At 38.0% G+C, this 26,566-nt stretch carries 25 protein-coding genes and 1 tRNA gene; 7 read left to right on the forward strand and 19 right to left on the reverse strand.

Going from position 1 to position 26,566, the window contains the following annotated elements:
* Positions 1-102: 102 nt before the first annotated feature.
* From murC to B2008_RS03645, 7 genes are all read right to left on the reverse strand, one after another.
* Positions 103-1,416: a UDP-N-acetylmuramate--L-alanine ligase gene (gene murC, locus B2008_RS03615; RefSeq protein WP_281829627.1), complete on the reverse strand. Its 1,314-nt coding sequence runs from the start codon at positions 1,414-1,416 to the stop codon at positions 103-105.
* Positions 1,417-1,511: 95 nt separating this feature from the next.
* On the reverse strand, positions 1,512-2,912 hold the full coding sequence (locus tag B2008_RS03620) for a C69 family dipeptidase (RefSeq protein ID WP_281829625.1): 1,401 nt from the start codon (positions 2,910-2,912) through the stop codon (positions 1,512-1,514).
* A gap of 68 nt (positions 2,913-2,980) precedes the next feature.
* A complete protein-coding gene (gene ytpR / locus B2008_RS03625) occupies positions 2,981-3,625 on the reverse strand; it encodes a YtpR family tRNA-binding protein (RefSeq protein ID WP_281829623.1) in 645 nt (214 codons plus the stop codon).
* 18 nt (positions 3,626-3,643) lie between these two features.
* The gene (locus B2008_RS03630; RefSeq protein ID WP_281829620.1) at positions 3,644-3,964 is read right to left on the reverse strand and encodes a thioredoxin family protein; all 321 of its coding nucleotides are present in this window, start codon (positions 3,962-3,964) and stop codon (positions 3,644-3,646) included.
* A 53-nt stretch (positions 3,965-4,017) separates the two neighbouring features.
* Positions 4,018-4,674 carry a tRNA (guanosine(46)-N7)-methyltransferase TrmB gene (gene trmB, locus B2008_RS03635; RefSeq protein WP_281829617.1) on the reverse strand — a complete coding sequence of 219 codons (657 nt, stop codon included), beginning with the start codon at positions 4,672-4,674 and terminating at the stop codon, positions 4,018-4,020.
* A gap of 7 nt (positions 4,675-4,681) precedes the next feature.
* Positions 4,682-5,902, reverse strand: a complete 1,221-nt coding sequence (locus B2008_RS03640) for an ABC transporter permease (protein WP_281829614.1) — start codon at positions 5,900-5,902, stop codon at positions 4,682-4,684.
* Positions 5,895-6,635, reverse strand: coding sequence for an ABC transporter ATP-binding protein (locus B2008_RS03645; RefSeq protein ID WP_281829612.1), 741 nt, complete (start codon positions 6,633-6,635; stop codon positions 5,895-5,897). The genes B2008_RS03640 and B2008_RS03645 overlap by 8 nt, the downstream gene beginning before the upstream one ends.
* A gap of 86 nt (positions 6,636-6,721) precedes the next feature.
* Here B2008_RS03645 and B2008_RS03650 point away from each other — a divergent pair, with 86 nt between their 5' ends.
* From B2008_RS03650 to B2008_RS03660, 3 genes are all read left to right on the forward strand, one after another.
* Positions 6,722-7,153, forward strand: coding sequence for an HIT family protein (locus tag B2008_RS03650; RefSeq protein WP_281829610.1), 432 nt, complete (start codon positions 6,722-6,724; stop codon positions 7,151-7,153).
* 9 nt (positions 7,154-7,162) lie between these two features.
* Positions 7,163-7,507 carry a hypothetical protein gene (locus tag B2008_RS03655; RefSeq protein ID WP_281829609.1) on the forward strand — a complete coding sequence of 115 codons (345 nt, stop codon included), beginning with the start codon at positions 7,163-7,165 and terminating at the stop codon, positions 7,505-7,507.
* Between the two features lie 112 nt (positions 7,508-7,619).
* Entirely contained in the window at positions 7,620-8,528 is a 909-nt protein-coding gene (locus B2008_RS03660) for a peptidylprolyl isomerase PrsA (RefSeq protein ID WP_281829606.1), read from the forward strand.
* 62 nt (positions 8,529-8,590) lie between these two features.
* Here the strand turns inward: B2008_RS03660 and B2008_RS03665 are convergent, their stop codons facing one another.
* Genes B2008_RS03665 through B2008_RS03685 form a run of 5 tightly spaced genes read right to left on the reverse strand, consistent with a single transcriptional unit; the run spans position 8,591 to position 15,695 of the window.
* Entirely contained in the window at positions 8,591-9,568 is a 978-nt protein-coding gene (locus tag B2008_RS03665) for a 3'-5' exoribonuclease YhaM family protein (RefSeq protein WP_281829604.1), read from the reverse strand.
* Positions 9,561-12,050 carry an ATP-binding protein gene (locus B2008_RS03670; protein ID WP_281829603.1) on the reverse strand — a complete coding sequence of 830 codons (2,490 nt, stop codon included), beginning with the start codon at positions 12,048-12,050 and terminating at the stop codon, positions 9,561-9,563. The genes B2008_RS03665 and B2008_RS03670 overlap by 8 nt, the downstream gene beginning before the upstream one ends.
* Entirely contained in the window at positions 12,031-13,236 is a 1,206-nt protein-coding gene (locus tag B2008_RS03675) for a metallophosphoesterase family protein (RefSeq protein WP_281829601.1), read from the reverse strand. The genes B2008_RS03670 and B2008_RS03675 overlap by 20 nt, the downstream gene beginning before the upstream one ends.
* 6 nt (positions 13,237-13,242) lie before the next feature.
* Positions 13,243-13,593, reverse strand: coding sequence for a YlbF family regulator (locus tag B2008_RS03680; RefSeq protein WP_281829600.1), 351 nt, complete (start codon positions 13,591-13,593; stop codon positions 13,243-13,245).
* A gap of 20 nt (positions 13,594-13,613) precedes the next feature.
* Positions 13,614-15,695, reverse strand: a complete 2,082-nt coding sequence (locus B2008_RS03685) for a PBP1A family penicillin-binding protein (protein ID WP_281829599.1) — start codon at positions 15,693-15,695, stop codon at positions 13,614-13,616.
* 90 nt (positions 15,696-15,785) lie between these two features.
* Between B2008_RS03685 and B2008_RS03690 the strand changes: the two genes are divergently transcribed.
* A complete protein-coding gene (locus B2008_RS03690; RefSeq protein WP_281829598.1) occupies positions 15,786-16,625 on the forward strand; it encodes an RluA family pseudouridine synthase in 840 nt (279 codons plus the stop codon).
* A gap of 115 nt (positions 16,626-16,740) precedes the next feature.
* Positions 16,741-17,550, forward strand: coding sequence for a Cof-type HAD-IIB family hydrolase (locus B2008_RS03695; protein ID WP_281829596.1), 810 nt, complete (start codon positions 16,741-16,743; stop codon positions 17,548-17,550).
* Between the two features lie 68 nt (positions 17,551-17,618).
* Here B2008_RS03695 and B2008_RS03700 read toward each other — a convergent pair whose 3' ends face one another.
* The 5 genes from B2008_RS03700 to B2008_RS03720 form a co-directional block, all read right to left on the reverse strand.
* Complete coding sequence (locus B2008_RS03700) at positions 17,619-18,533, reverse strand: class II fructose-bisphosphate aldolase (RefSeq protein ID WP_281829594.1); 915 nt, start codon at positions 18,531-18,533, stop codon at positions 17,619-17,621.
* 109 nt (positions 18,534-18,642) lie between these two features.
* On the reverse strand, positions 18,643-20,328 hold the full coding sequence (argS, locus tag B2008_RS03705; protein ID WP_281829591.1) for an arginine--tRNA ligase: 1,686 nt from the start codon (positions 20,326-20,328) through the stop codon (positions 18,643-18,645).
* A 249-nt stretch (positions 20,329-20,577) separates the two neighbouring features.
* The gene (locus B2008_RS03710) at positions 20,578-21,213 is read right to left on the reverse strand and encodes a L,D-transpeptidase (RefSeq protein ID WP_281829589.1); all 636 of its coding nucleotides are present in this window, start codon (positions 21,211-21,213) and stop codon (positions 20,578-20,580) included.
* A gap of 16 nt (positions 21,214-21,229) precedes the next feature.
* Entirely contained in the window at positions 21,230-22,087 is an 858-nt protein-coding gene (locus tag B2008_RS03715; RefSeq protein WP_281829588.1) for an NAD(P)H-hydrate dehydratase, read from the reverse strand.
* Positions 22,088-23,386, reverse strand: a complete 1,299-nt coding sequence (locus tag B2008_RS03720; protein ID WP_281829587.1) for a serine hydrolase — start codon at positions 23,384-23,386, stop codon at positions 22,088-22,090.
* Between the two features lie 97 nt (positions 23,387-23,483).
* On the opposite strand from B2008_RS03720, the gene B2008_RS03725 reads away from it, so the two are divergent.
* Positions 23,484-23,567: transfer RNA gene (locus tag B2008_RS03725), tRNA-Leu, on the forward strand.
* Between the two features lie 87 nt (positions 23,568-23,654).
* A complete protein-coding gene (locus B2008_RS03730) occupies positions 23,655-23,882 on the forward strand; it encodes a PspC domain-containing protein (RefSeq protein WP_281829585.1) in 228 nt (75 codons plus the stop codon).
* 44 nt (positions 23,883-23,926) lie between these two features.
* Here B2008_RS03730 and B2008_RS03735 read toward each other — a convergent pair whose 3' ends face one another.
* Both B2008_RS03735 and B2008_RS08335 read right to left on the reverse strand, forming a co-directional pair.
* Positions 23,927-24,766: a hypothetical protein gene (locus B2008_RS03735; protein ID WP_281829584.1), complete on the reverse strand. Its 840-nt coding sequence runs from the start codon at positions 24,764-24,766 to the stop codon at positions 23,927-23,929.
* A gap of 521 nt (positions 24,767-25,287) precedes the next feature.
* Positions 25,288-26,199: a mucin-binding protein gene (locus tag B2008_RS08335; protein ID WP_414671993.1), complete on the reverse strand. Its 912-nt coding sequence runs from the start codon at positions 26,197-26,199 to the stop codon at positions 25,288-25,290.
* Between the last annotated feature and the right edge of the window lie 367 nt (positions 26,200-26,566).

Here is a 26,566-nt window from a genome sequence, read left to right on the forward strand (position 1 = left end):
TCTTGCCAAATTCACCTATATTTTTCATATCTTGCTTATGATTCCATTATCAAAAAACTGCTCTTTATTTAAAAGAGCAGTCCGTTTGATATTATCTTTCAATTAAAGCAATTTTTCAAATGCATCTTCATATTTAGGAATATCACCAGCACCCATGAAGACAATCACTGAATTTCTATTCTTAGTTAAGTCAGCAATATTGTCTAAGTCAATAACTTCTGAACCTGGGATATTCTTAACCAAGTCTTCACTTGAAATATCACCATTAGCTTCACGAGCTGAAGCATAAATTGGGGTTACATAAGCCTTATCTACACCACGTAAGATTTCTTCAAAGTCCTTTTGGTATTTCTTAGTTCTTGAGAAAGTATGTGGTTGGAAGACAACAACTAACTTCTTGTCTGGGAACTTTTGACGAGCAGCTTGGATAGTTGCCCGCATTTCTGTTGGGTGGTGAGCATAGTCATCAATGACGGCAATATCATTAAAGTCCTTTTCACTGAATCTTCTCTTGGCACCCTTGAAGGTCAACAAGCCCTTCTTAATATCTTCCATTGGTACCTTTTCAGTATAAGCAACGGCAATTACAGCAGTTGAGTTCAAAATGCTGTGGTCACCAAACAAGTGAATTTCAAATTTTCCAAGATCTTCACCATGTGCAAGCACGTTAAATTTAGAACCAGTAGTTGATTTTTCAACATTAACTGCTTGGAAATCATCACTATCACTGAAGCCATATGTATATTTTGGAATCGAGGTCTTTAAGCTTTGCAGACGCTTATCATCGCCCCATACAAAGAGAGCCTTTTTAGTTTGATCAGCGGCTGATTGGAAAGCGCTGGTGTAATCGGCTTGATCCTTGAAGTAATCAGGGTGATCAAAGTCGATATTGGTCATAATTTGATAATCTGGATGATATGCCAAGAAGTGACGACGGTATTCGTCAGCTTCATAAACGAAGAAACGTGAATCAGCAACGCCTTTGCCGCGACCATCCCCAATTAAGTATGAGGTTGGAGCAACTTCGCCTAAAACATGTGACAACAAACTAGTAGTCGAAGTCTTGCCGTGAGTACCTGATACACCGATACTCGTATGCATTTGGACAATTTCTTCAACTGTATCTGGGTAAGATTGCCACTTAACATTTTTATCAAGACAAGCTTTAACTTCTGGGTTGTTTTCTTTAAACGCATTGCCTTTAACAATTACTTGCTCATCATTGCTCTTGATATTGCTTGGGTCAAAGTTCTTTACTTCAATGCCAGCCTTTTCAAGTGGCACTTGGGTAAAAGTATATTTTTCAATGTCGCTGCCGGCAACTTGATAGCCCAAATCATGTAAAACCAAGGCAAGGGATGCCATCCCTGTACCCTTAATACCAATGAACCAAATTTGTTTTGCTTTATCTAACATATTTTGTCTTCTCCAAAATTAATTGTTCAAATATTCGCTATTAATTTTACCATTTTTAGAAAAAAATAGTCGTCATCTGACGACTATCTTATTAATTAATAATTCAATTTAATTTGAAGTGCCCCATTTTCAATGCAAGAGCCAAAACATTTCATTGCCGTATCATAGCTTTGCTTAGCAATTTGTTCATTTGCTTTTTGCAAAGCATTTTGCAATTCTTTTCCTGACAAATTCTTAACTTTGTTGTCAGTTTCAAGCAAAAGATGACGGCCATTAGCCAACGTCTCCTGCTTCATTGCTTCAATATCTGCCTGATAGCGGAAAGGATGTTCATCAACTACGGTGGCAATGGCATGAGTTAGCCAGTACATATTATGAATATCGAAATGCTCTTTGGTATCACGGTATACGGCTGGAGTATCGAGAATATTTACGTAGTATGGTGCGATGCCATTAAAAGCGTTTGGCCCTAAAGCCAACCATTGAACTCCGGCAATATCTTTAGGAACATCATTTCTGATTTGCAAAATTGATAATTCTTGATTGCGTTGGAAACCAATTGGCCGAAATGCTTGGTGATCCTGCTCAGTTCCTTCTTTGCCATAAGGATCATAAACCGTGTTTTGATACCGTGACGACAAAGCATATTTAAAGTCTTCAATCGTCAGCAAGTGTTCTGGCTTTTTAGCAAATGGCAATTCAGGATCATTTGGCTTCTTTTCCTCACTTGGATTGAAAAGTTTTTGAATATACCACTGACGAGGGATGTTGTATTCGTAGTCTGAATCGGCATGACTGCCAAAAATATGCCGCAAGTTATAAGGATTGCCAGTTTGATCAAGGTCAAGATGATAGTTTTGGATCATTTCTTCCAAGTCAGCTGAGGCCATTGTATCGTCGCTGTTAAAATCAAAACTAGTAATATTAAACCAGTTCGGAGCAGCTACATAACAATCATCTGGTACTCTTTTGGCAGCCCAGTGATGACCGCCAATTGTTTCCATATACCAAACCTCGTCACTATCAGAAAAGGCGACACCGTTTGATTCATAAGTACCATACTTTTCTAAATATTTACCCAATAATTGCACGCCTTCACGAGCAGAATGAATATAAGGCAAGACGATGGTGACAAAGTCTTCCTCGCCAATGCCCTTTTTATTCATGGGGTCAATTCCCAAAATGCGAGAATTGGTGGTACTGGTCTCAGTTGCCGACATCGCTACGTTAGCTGCGTTGATTCCTGCTTCACCCCACCAGCCAGTCTTCTTAATTGTTTCTTCAAGTTCTGGCATGGCAGTATAACGCAATGGATTTTCTGGCAAGTCAACCTTGCATTTAGTTGTTACTGATTGATAGTTTTTTGGCTGCTTATCTGGCGTTACAACGATAAAACGCTTCGGGTTAAAAGCGTGACCAAAGTCTTCATTTCTTGCGACTAAGGTTGAACCATCTGCCGTAGCCTTTTTACCGGCTAAAATTGTTGTACATGGCATTTGTTTTTCTCCTAATATTGATACAAAAAATGCACCAGATAAAAATCTGATGCTTATTTGCTATAAAACTATAAAGTGATCTGACCGCTAGCGATCAATTCATCGCATTTAGTTGGTTCAAATGCTGCACCAACTTGGAAATCGTCTGGAACAACCATGATGCCACGCTTTTGTGGAGCATGTGGCAAGCCAAGCTCTCTAGCTGAGCAAATCATACCGTATGAATCAACGCCACGAAGTTCACCTGGCCAAATTTGTGCACCATTTGGCATTAAAGTACCTGGAAGGGCAACAACAACTTTTTGACCTTGTGCAATGTTAGGCGCACCACAAACGATTTGATATTCTTCACCACCGACATCAACTGTTGTTACGTGAAGGTGGTCTGAATCTGGGTGCTTTTCACAAGTCTTAACATAACCATAAACCAAAGTTGGTTTGCCATATGCTAATTTTTCATCAAAGCCAGCTTCAGCAAGCTTCTTGTTCAAGGCTGCAAGTTCATCGTCATTTAATTCAACCTTGCCGTTTGGCAACTTATCATAATCAATTAACTTATCAACATTGAAGAAGTTAAAGCCGATAACATTGCCGTCTTTATCCTTAACACGGGTTACGTCATCTTTTTCTTCAAATTCACTTCTGCCGTTGTCTTGACCCAAGATAACGATCAAAGTATTTGGATAAGCTTCTTTGTTAATACTAGTGATCATTTATTAAATCTCCTCTATTTAGTCAAGTGACCGCAAGAAATCTTCAACTTGCTGTTTTGTTTTACGGTCCTTATTTACTAGTCTACCAATTTCTTGTCCATCTTGGTAGACAACAAATGAAGGAATTCCCATAATATTTAAATTTTTTGCGACATCAATTGAGCCATCGCGGTCAATCTTGTAAAATTTGCTATCTGAAAAATCTTCTTCAATTTCTGGTAAAAATGGATCCAAGAAGCGACAATCTGGGCACCAAGTTGCTGAAAATTCTAAAACTACTCTACCAGATTTAGTAATCTCATCTAATTTTGTTTGATTTAATTCTTTAATTTCTTCCATTTTCATACCTCATCAGTCAACTTACTATTTATAAGTATTTTACTTAAAGAGATCTATTCTGACAAGAAATTTGCCCATAATGAATAAATTGGATTGCCTTTGGCAGCAAACTTATGCTCATATTCAGTTTCAATGTTCTTTTCTAAAATTTCGGGCTTCTCGTGGTGCAAATCAACGGAAACAAAATCAAAATGCATTCCAAAATTATTCATGCTTTGAACAGAATATGCAAATAACCCAGCATTATCTGTCTTGAATTGAATTTGCCCATCGGTTTTCAGCACTTGTTTATATTTTGCTAAAAAGCTCTTATAAGTCAATCTCCGCTTTTCATGACGCGTCTTTGGCCATGGATCACTGAAATTCAAGTAAATCACGTCTGTTGTGTTCTCTGCAAAAAACAGATCAATATTTGCTGCATCCCCGCGCAAAATCTGCAGATTATCCAAACCCTTTTCAAGCTTGGTCCGCAAAATAATGCCCGCAGCTGTTGTTTGCAATTCTAACGCAACATAGTTTTTCTCAGGATGTTTTTCAGCAAGGGTCGTAATAAAGTGACCTTTGCCAGACCCCACTTCAATCTCAATTGGATGGTCATTGCCAAAGCGAGCTGCCCAGTCAATTTTCTTTTCTGGATCTGGATTTTGCAAAACGCTTTCTGGATGTTCGTTAACGAGCTTAATTGCCCAAGGTTTATTTCTTAATCTCATATTTTCCCTATCTTCTTTGATCTAGATGCTTTACTTTTTGTGGCAAATAAACAATTGTCACTAATAAAACAAAGACTAATAATACAATAATTGCTTCAGCTAAATGTAAATTAATTGGCAAAACAATCAACCAAAAGATTGAAATTAGAAGCCATTGCAATAATAATGCCGTATTGATCGCTTTGATCAAGTCCTTGCCTCTTCCCCGACGTTGAATCGGATAAACGCGATACATGATGTTGGAATCAAATTCTGTTGCCAGTGGCATTAATTGGTAAACTGTCAAAAAGACTACTAAGGCTGACAAGCCCAGAGCCCAACGCCAATCTTGCACAAGCCAAGATACTAAAATCGCAAAAAATGTCATTCTTACTAATAAATTCAAATAATCTGGATTTCTGAGCAATGATCTGCGGTATAAAAAACGGTTGGGATTTTCTTTAGCAAGTGATTTTGGCAGAAGAAAATCTAAATACTTTCGTCTTCGAATTGTTACCTGTTTTTCTTCAACATCGGTAAACATGCTAAAAATTGCATAGACTCTGTCTTTTCTAGCCTTTTCGCTTTCAACAGCATAACGCCAATCAAAAACCGTTTTAACATTCATCTTTTTACCGAAAACAGGTTGAAAATTAGGAGTTAAACAGATATTTAATACCACAACTACGGCCAATATTAATATTGGTAAATACGTGGCAATAACTGCCAAGATCAAAGCAGAAATATTTTGAACTGTAACATTAATTCTGCGACCAAAATATAAATTTCTTTTGGCAATTTCTAATTCAGTTGCCTTAATTGATAACATTGATAAAACTAGCACGAGATAGCTGTAGCCGTTTATCCCTGCTTTAATCGTTGCAAACGGAAATAAAATTCCGGCAAGCAAAATAATCAAAATATATGGCAGAACCAAGCTGTACTGAAACATTGGTTTTAAGTAGTCATCCATCTGCTCATCTTGCGTGAACAAAAACTGCATGTCTGCTTTTTTAATTAAAGTAACCAATTTTCCAGTCAATAATGGCAGCCACATAATAAATCCAACTAGCGGCTTATAAAACCAAAGATTGGCCGGCATCGTTTTCATACTTTGGGCATACCAAAACATCAATGCCCCAAAGAGAAAAATCAATGCCAAAATGAAGAAATCGTTGAAAACCAAAGTCAGATATTTCACTGATTGTTTAAGGTTCTCGCTTAGTCTTTGTTTTGCAATTTTATTCATGACGATCCACCTGATTCAATGTTTGGTAAAGCTTGTCAAATGGATCATCCGGCTTCAAACCATAATGCTGACGAATATCGGTTAAAGAACCAATTACTTCAATCGTACCATTGTTTAGCACAGCATAATTTGAGATCGCTTGCTGCGCATCAGCTAAAACGTGCGTCGTCATTAATACCATTTTGCCATCAGCGATCGCTTGTTTAATTAAATCAATCAGGTTGGCAACAGCTAATGGATCAAGGCCAGTGAAGGGTTCATCGATCACTAATAAGCTTGCATTTGCCAAAAAAGCAGAAACGATCATTACTTTTTGTCGCATCCCTTTTGAAAAATGAATTGGCAGCCAGTCAAGCTTGTCATCAAGTCTGAACATCTTTAAAAGCTCATGTGCTCTCTTCCAAGCCTTTTCTTCATCTAAGTGATAACTGAGCATAGTTAATTCTAAATGTTCCTTAAGCGTTAATTCTGGGTACAAAACCGGCGTTTCAGGAATATAAGCAACTTGTCGCTTAAACTTGGTTGGCTGCTGGGTTAAATTAATATCATTCAGGACAATGCTGCCTTTTTGCGGTCGCAACAAACCCAAAATATGTTTAATAGTCGTTGATTTACCGGCACCGTTTAACCCAATTAAGCCTAAAGCCTCACCTGGTTTAATTTCTAAATTAATATCTTTAATAACAGGAACTCCAGTATAGCCCCCTGTTAAATGTTCTATTTTTAATGTCATTTTTTCGTTCTTTCTTTACTGTTAGTATCATTAATATGATAGCATGAACAATATAAGAAACTAAAATTAGAACGCGAGGTTTTAATATGGAAAAATTAGTTGAAGATTGCTTATTCTGTAAAATTATTCGTGGTGAAGTGCCAAGCTACACCGTTTTTGAAAACGATGATGTTAAGGCATTTCTTGATCTTTCTCAAGTAAATCCTGGTCATACTTTGATGGTGCCAAAAAAGCACATTGTCAACCTCTTTGACTACACTAAAGAAGATGCACAACAATATTTGCAATATATTCCTGAAATTGCAAACGCAATCAAGAAGGCTTTTCCAAATGTTACAGCCATGAATATTACTACTAATAATGGTAAGGTTGCCAACCAAGTCGTTATGCACTCACACATTCACTTTATTCCCCGCTTTGAAGGCGACGGTCTGAAATTGATGCCACGCAACAACGCTGACAAGTATGATGAAGCTAAATACAACGAAATTGCTGAAAAAATTAAGGAACAATTTTAAGGAGAAAAAATGAAACATTTTGGTTTAGGACTGATTTTTGGTGTCTCAGCCGGTTTGGTTTTGTCTCTTTTTAAAGATAAAAACGGGGATCGCTTAGGCAAGCCACTTAAAGAAAACGTGGCAGCTCTCAAGACCGACGCGACTGCATTAAGTCATAGCATTGCCAAAGCAAAAAAAGCTAGTCAAGAATTAAATGCTAGTTTACCAGCTGCCGCAAAGGCAATCGACGGGATCGCTACTGATGTTGAAGATTATCAAAACCATACCGCCAATACCATCAGCCGGATGGAAAACACCACCCAAAGAATCCAAAATAAATTTGAAGATTCGGAAAAGGATTCAAAGAAAGATTAAAGAAAGTTTGATTTTTCTATGAATTTTGCCATTTTAAAATAAATGATGGGAAATTTATGTTATATTAATGGTCGGTTACTTATATTACTAAGAATGTGGAGATTTTATTTTTATGAAGAATTACGTTAAGAAAACAGCTGCAGTTGTAGCTGCATTAGGTGTTGCATTGTCAATGGCTGCTTGTTCAAACGGTTCAAGCAGTACTGTTGTTTCCTATAAGGGTGGTAAAATTACCCAACAGCAATACTACGATGAAATGAAGAAATCACAATCTGGTCAATCAACTTTGGCTAACATGATTATCTACCGTGCATTGAACGAACAATACGGCAGCAAGGTATCTTCATCAGAAGTTAACAAGCAATACAACAACTACAAGAAGCAATACGGCTCACAATTCAGTGCTGTTTTGCAACAAAACGGTATGACCACTTCAAGCTTTAAGCAAAACTTGAAGACCAACTTGCTTTCTGAAGCTGCCTTAAAGGACATCAAGAAAGTAACTAAGGCTCAAGAAAAGAAGGCTTGGAAGACTTACCAACCTAAAGTAACTGTTCAACACATTTTGGTATCTAAGAAGTCAACTGCTCAAAAGATCATCAAGGAATTAAAGGCCGGCAAGAGCTTTGCAAGCTTAGCTAAGAAGTACTCACTTGATACTGCTACTAAGAATAAAGCTGGTAAACTTCCTGCATTTGACTCAACTGACACTACTTTAGATTCATCATTCAAGACTGCTGCTTTCAAGCTTAAGACTGGTGAAGTAACTTCAACTCCAGTTAAGTCACAATTTGGTTACCACGTAATCAAGATGATCAAGCACCCATCAAAAGGTACTTTTGCTGAACACAAGAAGACAATTGATAACTTAATTTACGCTTCAATGGCTCAAGACCAAACTACTATGAGAGAAGTTATTGCCACTGTTTTGAAGAGAGCTAATGTTTCTATCAAGGACAACGACCTTAAGAACGTATTATCATCATACGTATCAACTACTTCAAGCTCAAGCAGCAACTAATAAAGTTGTCGACTAACAGAAAAAGCACTGGATTTTTCCAGTGCTTTTTTTATTTCGTCTTTTTATTCTAAACGTGGCGCTTTATCTAAAGCTGCATCATCTTTAGGCCGGTAATATCTCTTACCATCTTGACTCAATAACGGCTCAGTAAATGTGCCTGGCTTGGTATGCTGCAAAGAATTAGTAATCGCATAAACAGCTGCATCAAGATCATCGATCCGATGAAGAAGTTCTGCTTCAAGAAGCTGAGGCAGTTTTGGCGAACCATACTCAAACTTGCCATGGTGTGAAAGTACCATATGCCGAAGCAAGAGCAAATCCTCTGACTCCAAATCCAACTTAAGTGCTTGCGCAGCCAACATAATTTGTTCATCAATTAAAACCAAGTGTCCAACCAAATTTCCTTCCGCAGTATATTGCGTAGCAGCTGGACCACTTAGTTCAAGCACTTTCCCCATATCATGAAGAATACAGCCAGCATAGAGCAGCGAACGATTAACCTGCGGGTAATTGTCTGCAATGCTTTTGGCATCCCGCAGCATCGACAAAGTATGAAAAGCTAATCCGCCGCGAACAGCATGATGGTTGCTCTTGCCTGCAGGGAATTCAAAAAAGCGCTTGTCCCACTTTTTAAGCAAATAGCGGACGATCCTATTCCAAGTAGGATTTAGAATTGCAAAAACATACTGATTGATTTCTTCTCGCATGTCAGCCACTTTCTCTGGGGCTGATTTGACGAATTGCTCTAGATCATATCCCTCTTCTGGGCCTACGGTTCTCAAAGAGTAAATCTTAATTTGTGGTCTTCCTTGATACTCTTCTCTTTTACCGTTTAATTCAACAATGGTACCGCTAGCGAACATTTCTGCGTCTCGTTGATCGGCATCCCAATAGTTTCCACAAATTTCACCAGAGCCATCACCAAATTCTAGTGCTAAATACAACTTATCCTTTTTTGTATGACGAAGTTGGGAATTTTTGATCATTACGATTAAGTCTAGTTCCTCACCATCGTTATAATCTAGCAATCTTTTAAGCATCTGCTCTATCCTTTCTAAAAATTAACAGCTTGGCAGATAATTTTTGAGCAAGCTTATCTTGTGCCGTAAAAATCAGCACTTGATTATTTTCACTAATCTTTTTGAGCAATTTTTCAATATAGCCAATTCTGCGATCATCAAAGTTAACAAAAGAATCATCGATTAAAATCGGCAAATTAATCTGATCTTTAATTTGCTCAACAAAAGCTAGCTTCAATGCAAAGTATAGTTGTTCTGCAGTAGCTCTTGACAAGTATTTTACCTCACGCTTCTTGCCATCAAAACGCGTAACGGTTATCTTCTTGTCCAGCGTTAAATCGGTATAGCGGCCACCTGTTAGCAAGTTCAAATATTCTTTTGCACTAACGAGCATCTTAGGAAAACGTTCATTTGAAGCAATATCTAAACTGCGATCAATCCATTTAGCAGCCAGCAGGTTAGCTAAATATTCTTTGCTGCTGTTTAAAAAGTCAGTTTCAGAATTTGCTAAGTTTTGCTTTGCAGAAAAGACAGCAGTTGAATCGGCCAAATTGGACAATTGCACTTTTGTTTCTGCAGCCTTTTGCTGCTTTTCTGCAACTATTTTTTCCTGATCAGAAATTTCTTTTTGAATAGCCAAAAGCCTGCTTTCCAACTTATTCCGATCAACCTGCTTTAATTCATCCAAATGAGCAGTCAGCTTTTCCTGCAAAGTCGAAATCTGCGTCTGCAATTTAACTTGATTAAGTGAAGCTTGATAACGTTCGTCATACTCAGACATTTCGTTGACATTATCTTTGGCTAAAATCGCTTTTAGCTTTAAATTCAAATCATTCAGTTTCTGTGTTTGCTGCGTCAGCTGCATCTGCAAGCTATGATGGCGTTCATTTTTACTTTGATAGCGATCAAGCTTTTCCTGCAATTGATCCAGTGCAGTCAAAATATCAGCAAAATTTGCTGAAATAGGCTTCTTAAGCAGCTGTTTAAGCTGATCAAGCAATACTGCAACTTGATCCTTAATTTCAGCCAAATTTTGGTTGTTGTTTTTTTCAGCTTCAACCTTTAACAGATAATTGTTACGATTCGTAAGCAAAGACTTAAGATCTAAATTCTCAGGATTTAAGCCATATTCTTCTTTAAAGGCAGATTCTTTTTGTTGAAAAACCTGTTCAGTTAAAGCAATTTTCTTGCTAGTTTGTTTTTGTGACCAAAAGCCATAGACAAAGGTCATGATTCCTAAGATAAAGCCAATCGCGCCAATTAAGCCATTGCTCATAACCTGCGTTAAGCCCAGAATAATTAGCACGGCGCCGGCAATTAGCCATAATTTGTTGCTGCTATTATTAGAAATATTTGGCACCGTCGGTTTTTGAGGCAAACTTGTGAAGTCTTTTTGTAATTGGCTAATTTGTGGGTCCGATAATTTTAAAACCGTTGCTAATTCAGGATTAAGCTGCAGCAGCTGTTTTTCAGTAGTCTTAATTTCTTCTGCCTTTTGAACGCAAGTCTTGTATTCACTTTGCCATTGTAAAACTTCCGTCTTCTTTTGGACTAATTTTTTAGCAGTTTCCAAATCAAAAGAATCATTTGCAGAAATCTGCATTAATTCCTGTTTCAGACTGGCAATAGACGCCTGCAAATTCTTAATCTGAGCTGTTAATTCCTGAGCCTGACGATAATTTTCAGCGGTAAATTGAACCTTTGAGACCTTCCCTTGCAACTGTTGCAATTGCATATAACTGCCCAGCTCTGTTTGAATTTCTTGCATATGCTGCAAGTCAGTCTGCAATTTTTTCAGCTTTTTCTCTTCAGCATTTAGCTCTTCAGTTTGCTCTTTTAATTTCTGGCGCAATTTCTCATACTCAGTAAATTCGGACCGCGTATCTTTCAAGGAAGCACGCTCATCGTCTATTTGGCTCAGGAGCCGATTAACCTCTGGCTTTTTCCCGGTTTTCTTAAATAGTTGACCAGCCTCTTTATTAAAACTATCTCGCAAATTCAAAAGTTGGCTGCTATTAGCTGCTCCTAAATAATAGATGCGTTCCAGCAAATCCGCCTGACTCAAACTGGTAACTTGACCTAACATTTCTTGATTAAAAATAAAACTGTCAGCATAAAAGTTGCCATCGATATTCTTTATTTTGTCGAAAAAAAGCGATTCAGGTACCTGTTCACCGTTATGAGTAACGGTCAAAATACCTTTTTTGGTCTTATCGCCTTTTGCCCATAGCCGCTCCAATTTATATTCTTGCTGCTGTTCATCTTCGAAAATTAAACTGCCTCCCATTGGCGAAACGTGTGCCAGAGGCTTGTAATCTTCAAAAAATGGCGATGAATTGGAACGAAGGTAAAAGCCGAAGATAACCTGTTTAATAAAAGCTACAGTTGTACTTTTGCCAGCTTCGTTTTCACCAAAAAAGACGTTTATTTCATCGCTTGGCAAATTAAAAGTCAGATTAGAGAGCTGGCCAAAATTAATAATGTTAATCTGTTTCAGTCTCATCGGCAAATCCTTTCAATTTCTGTGACAATTTTATCTTTGCTAGTGCTTCAACTTCTTGTCTAAATTGATCATCACTAGCCGCCTTTTCTGCCACTGGATCCTTTTTAGCCCAGTCCAAAGCTGCATGCAAGAATTCCTTTTCTGAGAAAATTTCTTTTTGTGCTTGTTCAAAAGATTCTTGATCGCTATCGCCCAATTGCATTTTTTCTTCAGTGACGAAACGCAGATCTACAATTTGTGAATCAAGCGGTAAACTTGGCCAAAAACTGTTATCCTGAACCAAATCGATCTCCTCATCATTGAGAAGCTCTGCCCCATGAAGCCGAATACTGTAATAAGTCGTCTGCTGCGGCTGACAAGCTGACTGCAATCGATCACGCAGACCATTTTTAGAAATTGCTTCAGTTAAGTGAACATCAACTGATTGCCAAACAATTGGACTGGTGGGATGAAATTCAAGCTTAGTTTGCTTGGTCTCTTCATCAATTTTTCCCAAATAGCAGCCTTTAGCCCCTAATTCATTAATATGTCTGCCCTGGATATTTCCTGGGAAAACCGCTAACGGCTCGTGACTAATTATTTGTCGCAAGTGAATGTGTCCCAAAGCAAAATAATCATAATTTAAATCTTTTATCTCTGCTAAGGTGAATGGGGCATAAACATTCTGACTGTTTGTCGACGTTTTTTCTTGAGCGTGCATGATGCCAAAGGTATAGCGATCATCCTTAGCCGGAAACTCTGGTAATTTGTCTTCGACAATATGATTGTTTAAATAAGAAAAGCCTACAACGCGGTAATTGAAGCCGCTCTTTGTAACAAAATTTTTGGCTTCAACTTGCTGGTTTGGCCCAAGAAGTTTGAAATAAGGACTGCTGTTCACAAGCAAGTCAGCTTCCGGCATGTGATCATGATTGCCAAAAATCATGACTACTTGAATTTCGGCATCCGTCAATCTTTTTATCTGTTCTGCAAAAAACAGCTGGCTGCGCGGACTAGGATGAGTACTATCAAAAGTATCTCCCGCGATTAAAACTAGATCGACCTGTTCTTGTAAAGCTAAATCTACAATTTTAGTTAGCGATTCATCGCTTGCACGATATATTTGATTAAAAGCTTTAGATGGCAAAAAAGATAGCCCACGAAAAGGACTATCTAAATGCGCATCAGCAAAATGAATAAATTTCATCTTCAATTATTTTCTAAGATCTGAGTAAAGATCATTAATTGGACTGGTAAAAGTCTTTTGCAAATCATCAATTAACTTGTAAAGTCCTTGTTCTGCTGTCAAAAGCTTAACGATGTTGGCATCCTTTTGAACTTTGTCATTGAGTTCCTTGTATAAATTTTTAACATCATCAGTCAAAGGTTGGCCACTTTGTTGAGCTGCCATGATCTTAGTTTGAACGTCATCCATTTTTTGGAATAAGTTTGAACTGTTTTCATCATTCTTAACGCTTTGAACTGCTTCTTTTAACGCAGTATATTCTGGGGTTTTCTTTAAGTCTTCTGCTAATTGATTAGCTGAGTCATATACATTTACCATAAAGGTTTTTTCCTCCTAATTTAATTGCCGAAAAGGCCTTTTATACTATTATACCATTCATTAATCTTTTCTCCGGCCGAACCGATTTCTTTTTGAATCTTATCGCCTAATCCGGAAGTCCAATCTGAAGTTGAACCATTCTGCTTGACGATTTGGCTCGGAGCTTGAACCTTAAATTGGGTTTTGGCCGTGTACGGAAGCATTGCCTCCATCTCCGCTTTATACAATTTGGTAATTCCAGTTTCTGAAACACCATGCATATAGTGCTGTTTATTTGTTTTATCAAAACCTACCCAAGTTGCTAAAACGACATCCGGCGTATATCCAACAATCCACTGGTCTTTTGTACCAAAACCATATGAATTAGGAACTTCAGTTGAACCAGTTTTACCAGCGACCGTATATCCAGTTGGTTGAGCTGTCTGGGCTGTTCCGTTCTTGAAGACGCCCAAGAGCATTGTCGTCATTTCTTTAGCAGTGTTCTCAGAAACGACGCGGTGGTTGCCGGTATTATTATTTTCTGCCAAAACTTTGCCGCTGGCATCAGTAATCTTAGTAATAAAGTAAGAATTATTTGGCAAATTGCCACTGTTAGCAAAGGCAGAATATGCCCGTGCCATCTGCAAAGGCGATACACCGGAAGAAAGTCCACCCAAAGCCAAGGCCAGATTCTGGTCACTCTTTGGAACGTTGATACCAAAGTTTTCAACCGATTGAACTCCTTTATTGACGCCAATTTTATCCAAAAGCCAAACAGCGGGCACGTTCTTACTTTCCGCAACGGCTTCATACATTGGAATTTTAGCTGAATACTCATTATCAACATTATGTGGTTCATAATTGTTTTTACCAAATTTCTGCAGCTTGTTCGATAGCATGGAATCGTAGTGATAACCCTCTTGAAGAGCTGGCGCATAAACCGCCAGTGGCTTAATTGCTGAACCGGGCTGCCGTTTCATTTGCGTTGCACGGTTATAACCGCGAAAGACGTGTTTTCCGCGGCCACCTACAATTCCGCGAACCGCACCGGTTTTTGGATCCATGGCAACACTGGCACCTTGGACTTGCGTACCATCAGCCGCACTTGCAGGGAATAGCCAACTCTCATTAAAGGTATTCTGCAAGCTCTTTTGATAGTTCTGGTTAAGCGTGGTGTATATTTTTAGCCCCTTATTCATTACGTCTTCTTCCGTCAAACCATACTTGCTGATAGCTTCATCAACAACTGCATCGAAGAAGTAAGGGTAACGATATCCATCTTTGTATTTGAAAGTATTTTTCAAAGTTAAACCAGTTTTAGAAATTGCTTTGGCCTGTGACGCGGTTAGTTTATTGTTTTCAACCATCAGCTGCAAGACCACATTTCGTCTGGACAAAGCATTTGACATATGATCTACTGGATTGTAATAACTTGGACTACGAAGCATCCCTGCTAAAGTGGCCGCTTCACTTACCGACAGCTCGCTGGCGTTTTTGCCAAAGTAGCGCCGGCTGGCATCCTGTACACCCCAGACACCGTTGCCAAAGTAGGCATTGTTCAGATACATGGTAATGATGTCTTTTTTGGAATAAACATGATTAATTTCAATTGCAAAAAAGAGCTCTTCCAGTTTTCTTGAAAAAGTCTGCTGCTGGGTCAATAAAGAGTTTTTCGCAAGCTGCTGCGTTAAAGTAGATCCACCACCTGTAATTTCACCATGGTGAATAACAAAATTTAATGCTGCTCGTGCCATACCTTTGACACTGAAACCGGGATTTTTCCAAAAAGTTCTGTCCTCTGTGGAAACAACCGCATTCACAATGTTGGGCGAAATTTTATTGTATTCAACAAAGGAACCCTTTTGTGAATAAAGTGATCCAGCTTTTTTTCCTTTATAATCGTAAATAGTTGTCGTTATTGACAAAGAAGCCTTCAAGTTTGAGATATTTGAAGTTTTAACTTCGATTGTATAATAGGTACATGTGAAAAGCGTTAAGATCAGAAGAATTAAAATGATCCATCTTCCAACAAAGAAACGCTGATCAAAACGGTGCCATAAAGAATCTTTCTTGGCACCTGCTTTTTCTGACTTATTAAATTGTATTCGTCGCAAATTTGGCATATATCTGCTCCTTTTAAAACAACTTGTATTTTAACATACGCCGATACAATAACTTATATTTTGAATAGAATTTTAGAAAATATCAATATTATGACTTACAATTTTAAACTAATTTATCCAGAAGACATGCCGGCCATGTCAGTACGAGACTTGCTCAGGAAATTATTGCTTCCCCGTAAATGGCAGCATTTGTTGCGGACAAAAAAGCAAGTGACCGTTAATGGTCACTACCGCTATTTTAACCAACTAGTAAAAGCAAATGATGAAGTCTGCTTTAAACTAGATTTTGTAGACAGTCAGCAGCAAAGCTATCCGGCTAGCGGCCATCTTCCGCAAATTATCTTTGAAGATTCTAACGTCTTAGTTATCAACAAGAGAAAAGGACAAAAGACTCACCCTAATTTATTTGAAACTGACACCGCGCTCAACGATTGTGCCACTTATTTAGGACAAAGTCCATACATAGTCCATCGCCTTGACATGCTAACCGGTGGACTGTTGCTGGTAGCTAAAAATCCAGCGGTTGTGCCAATTCTCAATCGGCAGCTAACGCAGAAAATTTTTCATCGTGAATATCTGGCACAAGTTAACTTAAACGCTGCATTGCCCGATCATGGTACTATTTCTTTTCCCATTGGCAAGGATCCAGACGACCAAAGAAAGAGAATGGTTAGGTCTGATGGGTTAAAGGCCACAACTCATTATCAAATTTTAAAAAAAGAAAACGAAATTGCTCTCGTAAAATTGCAGCTTGAAACTGGCCGTACTCATCAAATTCGTGTTCATTTGGCTACTATTGGCTGTCCCATAGTTGGCGATCCGCTTTACAATCCTGATTACAAAGAAGGACAAGATTTACAATTGACGGCTTATCAGATGTCCTTCATTGAACCCTTTTCATTTAAAAAGCAAACCATTCGCTTATTTTAAATCGGTATTCACTGATAAATACTGATGCATTTACCAATTTAATCCTTATACATTAATTTTGCTTTATGAAAGCGGTATAATTAAGTAAGCAATAATAAATGAAAGGGTCTTCAATATGAAAAAAATTCCATTCAAAGCTGTTGCTGTCGACATGGATGGTACTTTTGTTAACTCGCAAAATACTTATGATCGTCAGCGTTTTCGCCGCGTCTTGGATAAATTGCATGAACACGATATTCATTTTATCGTCGCCAGTGGTCGTCCGTTAATCAGACTAGAAAAGGATTTTGCTGGTTTTATGGATAAAATCGATGTTATCAGTGACAATGGTGCCATTTTGGTTCGTGATAAAAAGATTATCAACACGCATTATTTTACACACCAAACAACGCTTAAGCTTTTACGCTACATTTTAAGCAAGCATCCCAATTCATCAGTTATTGCTTGTGGTTTGAGCAATAGTTATGTTTTAGCCAATTCATCGGTTAATTTCAAAAAATTTATGAACTATTACTACTACAATTATTTAACAATCAACAGCATTGATGAAATTCCAGTTAATGATCCGATCGATAAAATAACCTTGTGGATCGATGCAACTCCTGAAGAAATTGAAAGTGAGTTTAATACAGATTACACCGAACAAGTTCATGCCACTTCTAGCGGCTTTAATTGTATAGATATTATCAATCATGGCGTAAACAAAGCGAGCGGCATTAAATATTTTTTGCGTTACTTTAAAATCAACCCATCAGAACTGATCGCCTTTGGCGATGGGATGAATGATTCAGAGATGTTGCAACTAGCTGGATACAGTTACGCGATGGAAAATGCTGATCCTGAATTAAAAAAGATCGCCAAGTATGAAGCTCCAAGCAATAATGAAAATGGGGTTCTTAAAGTGCTGGAAAGCTACTTGAATTAATTAAACATTTTTTGAAAAACAAAAAGCTCTCGGAAAATCCGAGAGCTTTTAATTTCAGAATAATTAAATTATTCTTCGTTTAATGAAGCACGGTCAAATGATGCATCCTTAAGTTCATCATCAATTGACTTAGTACCTAACCAGCTAATCATTTCCTTCATAGCTGCAGTGATAGCTTCAGTACCTGGCAACAACAACTTGCGTGGGTCGTAACCCTTGTTAGCAGTGTCCAAGTCCTTCTTGTCTTCGATGTACTTACGAGTTGCTTTTTGGAATGCTAATTGGAATTCAGTGTTGATGTTAACCTTAGCAATACCAAGTGAAATAGCCTTCCTAACTTGGTCTTCAGGAATACCTGAACCACCGTGCAATACCAATGGAACTGGTACAGCGTCAGCAATTTCTTTCAAACGGTCAAAGTTAAGGCCTTTCCAACCTTCTGGGTATACACCGTGGATGTTACCAATACCACAAGCAAGCTTGTCAACACCAGCCTTGTAGAAGGTAATAGCGTCTTCAACAGATGCTAATTCACCACCATCGGCACCTTGGTTTTCACCAATCTTACCAATTTCAGCTTCAACAGAAATACCACGTTCGTGAGCCAACTTAATGATTTCCTTAGTCTTAGCTAAGTTTTCTTCTACTGGAAGTGCGTGACCATCAAACATAACTGATGAGTAGCCAAGTGCGATACATTCCTTAGCTGATTCATAGTCACCGTGGTCCAAGTTTAAGATAACTGGAACTGAAATGTTCATTGAGTCTATCTGGTCAGCTACCATGTCCTTAACGAACTTGTAGCCACCCATGTACTTAGCAGCACCAGTTGAAACTTGAATCAACAATGGAGTTCTAGTTTCTTCAGCAGCACGTAATTCTGCACGAGTCCATTCCAAGTTGTTAGTGTTGTAAGCACCTACAGCATAATGTTCTCTACGAGCATCTTTAAAGATTTGATTACCGTTATCAAAATAAGCCATTAAAAAATACCTCCTAAATCATTTACAAGTTTATTGTACCCTTTTATGAACTTTTGAACAATCTTTCCGTTTAGATGTAAGCGCTATTTTAAAATTTTCATTAGCAAAATTACATTTCCTTAGGAGCATTTACTCCCAAGAGTCTAAGTGCTTCTGTTAAAACAATTGATGTTGCTTGAACCAGAGCCAAACGAGCGCCAATTTGATTATCATCCGTTAAAATTTTCACATTAGCATAGTACTTGTTAAACTTCTTAGCCAAGTCTAGTGCGTATTTAGCAATAACTGATGGTTCAAACTTATCAGCACTTCTAGCGATAATTTTTGGAAAATCAGCTAGATCCTTAGCAACAGCAAATGACCATTCATCATCAAGAGCCAAGTCATTATCGGCAGGCTTCATGCCCATCTTAGATGCTTTTCTTAAAACACTTTGTGCACGCGCATTGGTGTATTGAACGTAAGGACCGGTATCTCCTTCAAAACGAACAACTTCTTCCAAATTAAAGTCAAAGTTGTCAAGACGGTCATTCTTTAAGTCGTGGAAGACAACAGCACCTACACCAACATCATGAGCAACTTGATCTTGATTTGCCAAATCTGGGTTCTTTTCTTGAATTTGTTTTTTAGCAAGCGATACGGCATCCTTTAAAACTTGATCTAGGAAAACCACATTTCCTTTACGAGTTGATAGTTTCTTGCCGCCTTGGGTAATTAAGCCGAATGAAACATGGTGAATATTATCTGCCCAGTCATAGCCCATCTTCTTAAGCACAGTTTTTAGTTCAACGAAGTGTTGGGCTTGTTCATTACCTACAACGTAAAGCATCTTAACAAAGTTGTAGTGCTTCATCCGCCATTCAGCTGCAGCCAAATCACGAGTCAAATAAATTGAAGTACCATCTGATTTAACAATAATTGCTGGGTTTTCATCAGGACCCATATCAACAACTTGTGCACCACGAGATTCGTGAAGCAAGCCTTTGTCCCTCAATTCATCAATCACTGGTTGCATCTTATCGTTAAAGAATGCTTCACCATTATAGGAATCAAAAGTTACACCTAATTCATTGTAAATACGCTTGAAGTCTTTAAGAGAAACTTCACGGAACCATTTCCATAATTTAACTGCTTCTGGATCGCCATCTTCAAGCTTCTTAAACCATTCACGGCCTTCATCATCAAGTTCAGGATTCTTTTCTGCTTCTTTATGGAAACGAACGTAGTAATGGAAAAGATTCATAATTGGATCTTTCTTAACGTCTTCTTCATTGCCCCAGTGCTTGTAAGCTGCGATCAGTTTACCAAATTGGGTACCGTAGTCGCCAAGATAGTTGATCTTAATTGGCGTATAACCAACCTTTTCCATAGTGTTAGCAATTGAATTGCCGATTACTGTTGAACGAAGGTGACCCATCGACATTGGCTTAGCAATGTTAGGACTGGACATATCAATTGGGACATTGCCCTTGCCCAATTCTTGATCGCCATAATGCTCGCCTTTATCTAAAACATCCTTCAAAGTTGAAGAAACAAGCTTGCCGTGATCAATACTAAAGTTAACGTAAGGACCAACTGCTTGGATACTGGCAAAATTTTCGCTGCTTAAATTTTCAGCAATTGATTTAGCAATTTCGGCTGGATTTTTATGCATTGTCTTTGCCAAAACAAAGCAAGGAAAAGCATAATCACCCATTTTGGAATTCTTTGGACGTTCAATTAAGTGATTGATTTTTTCTTTTGGCAGATCAATTTGACTTGCAATCAATTCAACTACTTCATTTTTAAAGTCCATTCTTTTCTCCTTTACAAAAAAAGTCTCTTCCTATCGATTGTAGAAAGAGACGAGCTATTACCCGCGGTACCACTCTATTTGATGAAGTTCATCCGCTCATTTATTTATCATATTTTAAAAGCTAGCCACGCCTTCACCATTATTTCTATCTGACTTGCACCGTCTCAGATTCGCTGAAAAGAAAATAAATAGCTACTACTGCTACTTTGTTAACAGCATGATTATAACAGGATTTATTTCAAAGCGCTACTATTCATCTTTAATTATTACTTTTGTACCGGCTGGAATATTTTTCATAATCCATTTTGAATCGGGCAAACTTAAACGAATGCAGCCATGAGAACCCTGAGTTTTCCCTAATTTTGTCGCTTCAGTTAGATTATATTTGCCGTTTGCCTTTGTAGGAACTGAGTGAAAAAGGTAAACATTTTTCTTGTCCCAACTAGTCCAGTAGTTTGCTCCTTCTTTTAATTTGTGATTGAAAAAGGTGTCGCCCCGTTCATAGCGTACATAATATGTCCCAGTTGGAGTATCGGACTTACCATTATGATAAATTCCGGCCGACGAGAGCATAGTATAAACCCTTTTGCCATTTTTAATTATATAAACTCGATTGCCTTTTAAAGAGACTTTGATTACCAAACCTTTTTTGCTTGTAATTTTCGGATAAGCTTTTGTTTCGCTCTTTAATTTCCAAGTACCTTCAGATCGCAAATCTTTTGGATCCTTATAAGGTCTTGCAGCTTCAGCAGCCGAAACTTTTTTCACTGTTTGCGTTTCTTTTGGCTTACTGCTTTGACTCGGAGTTTCTTTTGGAATACAAAGCTTAGCTAGGCCAATTGCACAAAGAACTAATACAATCGCTAATAATATTCTCTTTTTCATCTACTCTAACGTCTCACTAATCTTGCTCTGCATGTTTTTTCATCAACTTCGGCAGCAACTGAGAGATCTGCGTTGGCTTAACTAAATAGTGATCGCGATACAAGACATCCCCAGCTAAGGAATGCAAATACACTGCTGCTAAAATATTATCAGCTTGAAAGCCAAATTGAGCAATAAAGCCTCCGATAATTCCAGCTAATGTATCACCCATGCCGCCAGTCGCCATTCCAGGATTGCCAGTTGGATTAACAAAAATTTTACCATCTTCGGTATAAATATGGGTATGATTTGATTTTAAAACCAAAGTAGTATTGCCTACTGAATTTAACTGCTTAAGGGCGGTTAAATTGGCACTATCAGTTTGAAAAGGAATTTTTATCTGACTGAGTCTTTGCCATTCCATTTGATGAGGCGTTAAAATCAGATGCCCTGCTTTGCCAGGCAGCAGTGTTTTATCGTTGCTGATCAGATCGAGCGCACTAGCATCTAACACGACTGTTTGCTGTGCTGCAACGTTAGCCTTTAGCATCTGCATAATTTGCAGGGCCACTCTGCTGCTGCCAAGACCGGGCCCACAAACAATGACATCCATCTTTTTAATTAATTCTGGCAAGTTGCGATCCTGCCAATCGATGTACATTGCTTCAGGATCTCTTGCATGAAGCGCAGTCAAATTGATCGAATGGGTAGCAACGGCAGTTAAGCCGGCTCCAGCGTTAATCGCACCTTCTGTTGCCATAATTATTGCGCCACCATAATTTTCACTGCCGCCAATTAAAAGAATCCGACCAAATTTTCCTTTGTAGGAATTGCTAGGACGAGTTTTAATAACTTTTTTAAGAATATCTTCTTTGATTTCTTGTGTTTGCGTCATTTATCTCGCCCTGGTAATCCAACGCCAAATTCTAACAAAAATATTAACCTTGCCATTGCTTTGCAAAGCTTTAGCGGCAACCTTCATTCCGTTCGGCTGCTTTAAAGAAACTAATTGTTCCTTGCCTGATTTAAATTCGTAGTCAGTCACTGTTTGCCCTTTAGTAACAGGTGCATTAACAGTTTTCTTAGTTAAGGATGCACTAATCTTGCTGCCATCTACGGGATCCCAGATCGTAGTTTTGCTCTTTAAGCCAACGTTTGTCGTTAACTGATCACCATCGGTAACACTAACTGCTTTAGCCTGGTTAAAGGTAGTACCAGCATTCATGATTACTGGCGTATATTTGCTGAAAATCCAGTTCATCAGCTTTTTGGTTTGTACGAATCTGGAAGGATCTGTACCGTCTTGGTGACGTGCACCCATGACAACGGTAATGATTCTTGAGCCGTTTTTCTTAATAGTTCCGATAAAACATGCTCCTGCCGCATCAGTAGTACCCGTCTTAAGGCCATCGACCTTTAAATTGGCGTCATATTGTGATAATCCCTTTAACATCCAGTTAAAGTTCTCCATTTGAGTAGTTTTGCCTTGATCTTTAAATGCAAGTTTGGCAATTGAAGTTGTCTTTAAAACTGCTGGGAAATCGTTAATTAATCGTTGTCCAATAATAGCCATATCTTTGGCAGACATTGTATTTTCAGCATTCTTGCTTACGCCAGGATAGGCATCGCTGCCCAAGTTGCCATTAGGCAAACCACAGACGGTGTGAATTTTGGCATCATTGATGCCCCACTTTTTAACTTGGGCCCGCATTTTTTTGACAAATGCAACTTGAGAACCAGAAACTGCTTGAGCCAAACACATAGCCGCACCATTAGCAGATTCAATTAAAGTAGCCTGATAAAGCTGCTTGATGGTATATGAATGGCCCTTCTTTAATGGTACATTTGAATATTCTGAATTATTAGCAACCTTGACAATAGCTGCAGTTGGCTTAACCTTGGTTGTCCAAGAAATCTGCTTGTTCTTAATGGCTTGCAATGTTAAATAAACCGTAACTAATTTTGTCATTGAAGCAATAGGCAAAGTTTTGTCAGCATTTTTTGCATATAAAATTTGACCAGTCTTGCTATCAATTGCCAAAGCTGATTTAACATTTAAATTTAATTCGTCTTGACGATATGAACTAGTCGTGCTGCTAGCATTAACAGGTGCAGCAAAGCCCATAAATGAACACAACGAAACGGCAGCGACAATAATCATCGCTGCTTTTTTAAAACTAAATTTTCTTCGCATAGAAACTTCCTTTGAAAGAATAAAATTTGATTTTTATATTTATGCTTACATTTTACCAAATATTTGGTATTATTAATCATGAGTTGAAAATAACTTTGCCCCGATGGCGGAATTGGCAGACGCGCAGCGTTCAGGTCGCTGTTCAGGCAACTGAGTGAAAGTTCGAATCTTTTTCGGGGCATTTAATAAACTAGTCCGGCGAGGGCTAGTTTTTTCTTTTGCATTATACAATATTATATAATTAGACTATAGACATGAGGTGATTTTTATGAAAAAGAGATTGACCAAATCACGCAACAAAATCCTAGCTGGTGTTTTTGGCGGAATAGCTGAATACTTTGACATTGATCCAGCTTGGGTACGGATCATTGGCGCAGCTGTGATAATTTTCACTGGCTTTTTCCCAGGAACTTTGCTTTACTTGATCGCCGCTCTAGTAATGCCTGATCCGACTGGACGAACAAATTCAATAGATGCAGATTTCAAGAAAAATTAGACAAAAAAAGAAGCCCTCACTTGAGGGTTTCTTTTTTATATTAATTAGTTATTACTGCTTGAACTTGCAGGAACAACGCCGATTGCTTTTAAAGCTGCCTGAGCTTGTGTTTTAAGTTGCTTTGCAGCATTGCGTTTGCTGATGTAAGTACTTTGATCAAGGACTTGAGCATTTGCATCATCTAAAGTTACATCTGTTTGTTCCAACAAAACAGCAGTATTATTAGAATTTACTGCGTAATAACCTGGAATAGTTGAACCATTACTGCTTGTAAGGTCAATTGTGAACAAAACAGTTACAGTAGTTCCGCTAGCAAGCGTGTCAGAAGCAACTGACCACTTCTTGGTGCTGTCATTGTAGGTTAAGTAGTTTGCTGCAGTATTAACTTTACCAGTGTAAGTTTGTGGTGCAGCGGCAGTGATCTTAGAATTCCATTGATCAATTGTATCCTTAACCTTCTTTTGAGCTGTAGCTGCCTTTTCTTTTGCAGCCTTAGTCAATGAAGTCAAAGTTGGAACCTTCTTCTTGCCAGTTACCTTAGCGTAACTGGTTTTAACAGCATATCCACTATCAATTAAATAGTAGTTGGTCTTCTTATACTTAGTTGAATAAATAGAATTAACTTTGGTGGCACTAACAAATTTTCTCTTGCTGTTAGTTACCTTGGTAATTTTGCCACTTGTCTTGTTTACAGTTACTTTATATAAAACGGCACCCTTCTTAATCGTAATAACTGGGTATTTTGAACTAACTGTAGATTTGCTCTTCTTTGATTTTTTAGTAGCAGCTTGAGCTACAGGAGCATTATTGGCAACCAAACCAACTCCAGTACTTCCTAATAATGCAATTGCAGCAACAGCAGTAAATAACTTATTTTTCTTCATCTTTTAACCTTCTCTATTTCTATAAACTCTGTTTTTATCTATTATAAACCTCTTAGCTATTTTGTGTTAGTTTTCTCTATCCACAGCTCATGAAACATTTTTAATATTTTATTTTTTAACTTAAAGATTGCTTATGTGTCTTATTTTTAGGTACTTATTTGGACTTTTACCTGCTTTTTGCATTAATCGGTTTCATTATCTTTAGGTCGGCTTTTATCATCTTTTTAGAAATTACAGGCATGTGGAACTACTGATATTACAGTACTTCAGCTAGTTTTGCACAAAGGTCCTTTTTCTTTGCCTTACGCTATTTTTATTTATCACTTTATTATTGCCATCAACCGTATTTAGAGTATGATATAAATTGTAGGGGGAGAAAACCTACAAAACAATTTCTTTACCTTATGGTGACTTTGAAATTGTTGTTTTGTATCTGTATTTTCATGGCCGCTAAGACAATGCTGATGTCTTAGCGGTTTTTGTGTACAAAAAAACTTGAGTAGATTACTGCTCAAGCTTTTTTAATTATCAATTTTATTGTAAAGAACCGGAATATTGATTTCTGGTTCAACTGGGCTTACTGTCAGCACGGTTGGCTTCCAGCCTTCAATCGAAGGTACCTTTTGATCGCTTAAAGCTTGACTGGCATCATGCGGATCATTGGCAAAGACTTTACTCATCATCTTGGTTTCATCTTCCGGATCATGAATAATTTGGTCATTCAGATCTACTGGAATGATCTGACCTAATTTGTGATATTTGACCGTGATTTCTGGCTGCTTTTTTGCATCGTCTTTCATAATGCTCTTGCCCTTAACCTGCTTTTCTTCGGCAAAATAGCCTGGAACAACAGGAACAGTGATGCTGGCAAAAGTTTGTACTGGCCGCTTATCATCAAAATCAAGCGATTCTTGGTAATCATTTGCTAAAGCACGGCCATTTTCATCTACAAAATGAATCGTTTCTACATAAGCACCCATAGTTGAAATGTCCGTTACCTCTTGCTTAATTTCTTGATAGTCAACCACCACTTCAAGATTCTCCATACTTACCTTTGGGCCGGATACAATTTTCTTGCTACTCTCATAGCCTGAAATTTGGGGTACTTTAACTGAAGCAAAATAATCACGATCACAATGCCATGCAGTCGTATATTTGCCATTCTCGACAATCTTCTGGCAATTATCCAAGGTCAAAGTTCTCGTCCATAACCCCCGCTCAACGGTGGCAGCAATCAAAATTTGAACATTTTCATGTTCATGCCAATTATTGCGACAGCCAGGTTCAAAAGTTAAGTTAGATACGCCAGCCTTAGTAGCCTTGCTCATTGCTAAGCCCTTCCAATAGCTTTTGCCACTAAAGTATTTAGCAAAAGCATCATTAGGATCGCCAAAACCAAAAACGCTGTTTTTTACTTCTTCATTCTTTGCCATTTTTTCTCTCTACTTATTTGAATCTCTTAGCTTCATTTTAGTCAAATATTTATGGTTAGAGAAATAGTTATTAGCACTGGTTGGCCATAATATTTACTTATTGTTAAAAATGCTATAATAAACTTCCTTGGCAGGTGCGAAGATGGGCAGCTTTTTGGCTGCCTTTTTCCTCATCCAACAATAAAAGCGCTTTCATTATTGACACATTTGTGATATATTAAAAATGTAAAGATAAGATCAAGATTGAAAAGGAAGATGATCGTTATGATGAGCATGATTTTAGGCAGTACTTTTTTAGCAATTGAATTAATCGGAGTTATCGGTTTGTCATACTACAAAGCTTAGTTTCAGTTGTAAAAATTAATTT

It is taken from the genome of Lactobacillus sp. UBA5813, assembly GCF_002417895.1.
Classification (GTDB): Bacteria; Bacillota; Bacilli; order Lactobacillales; family Lactobacillaceae; genus Lactobacillus; species Lactobacillus amylolyticus.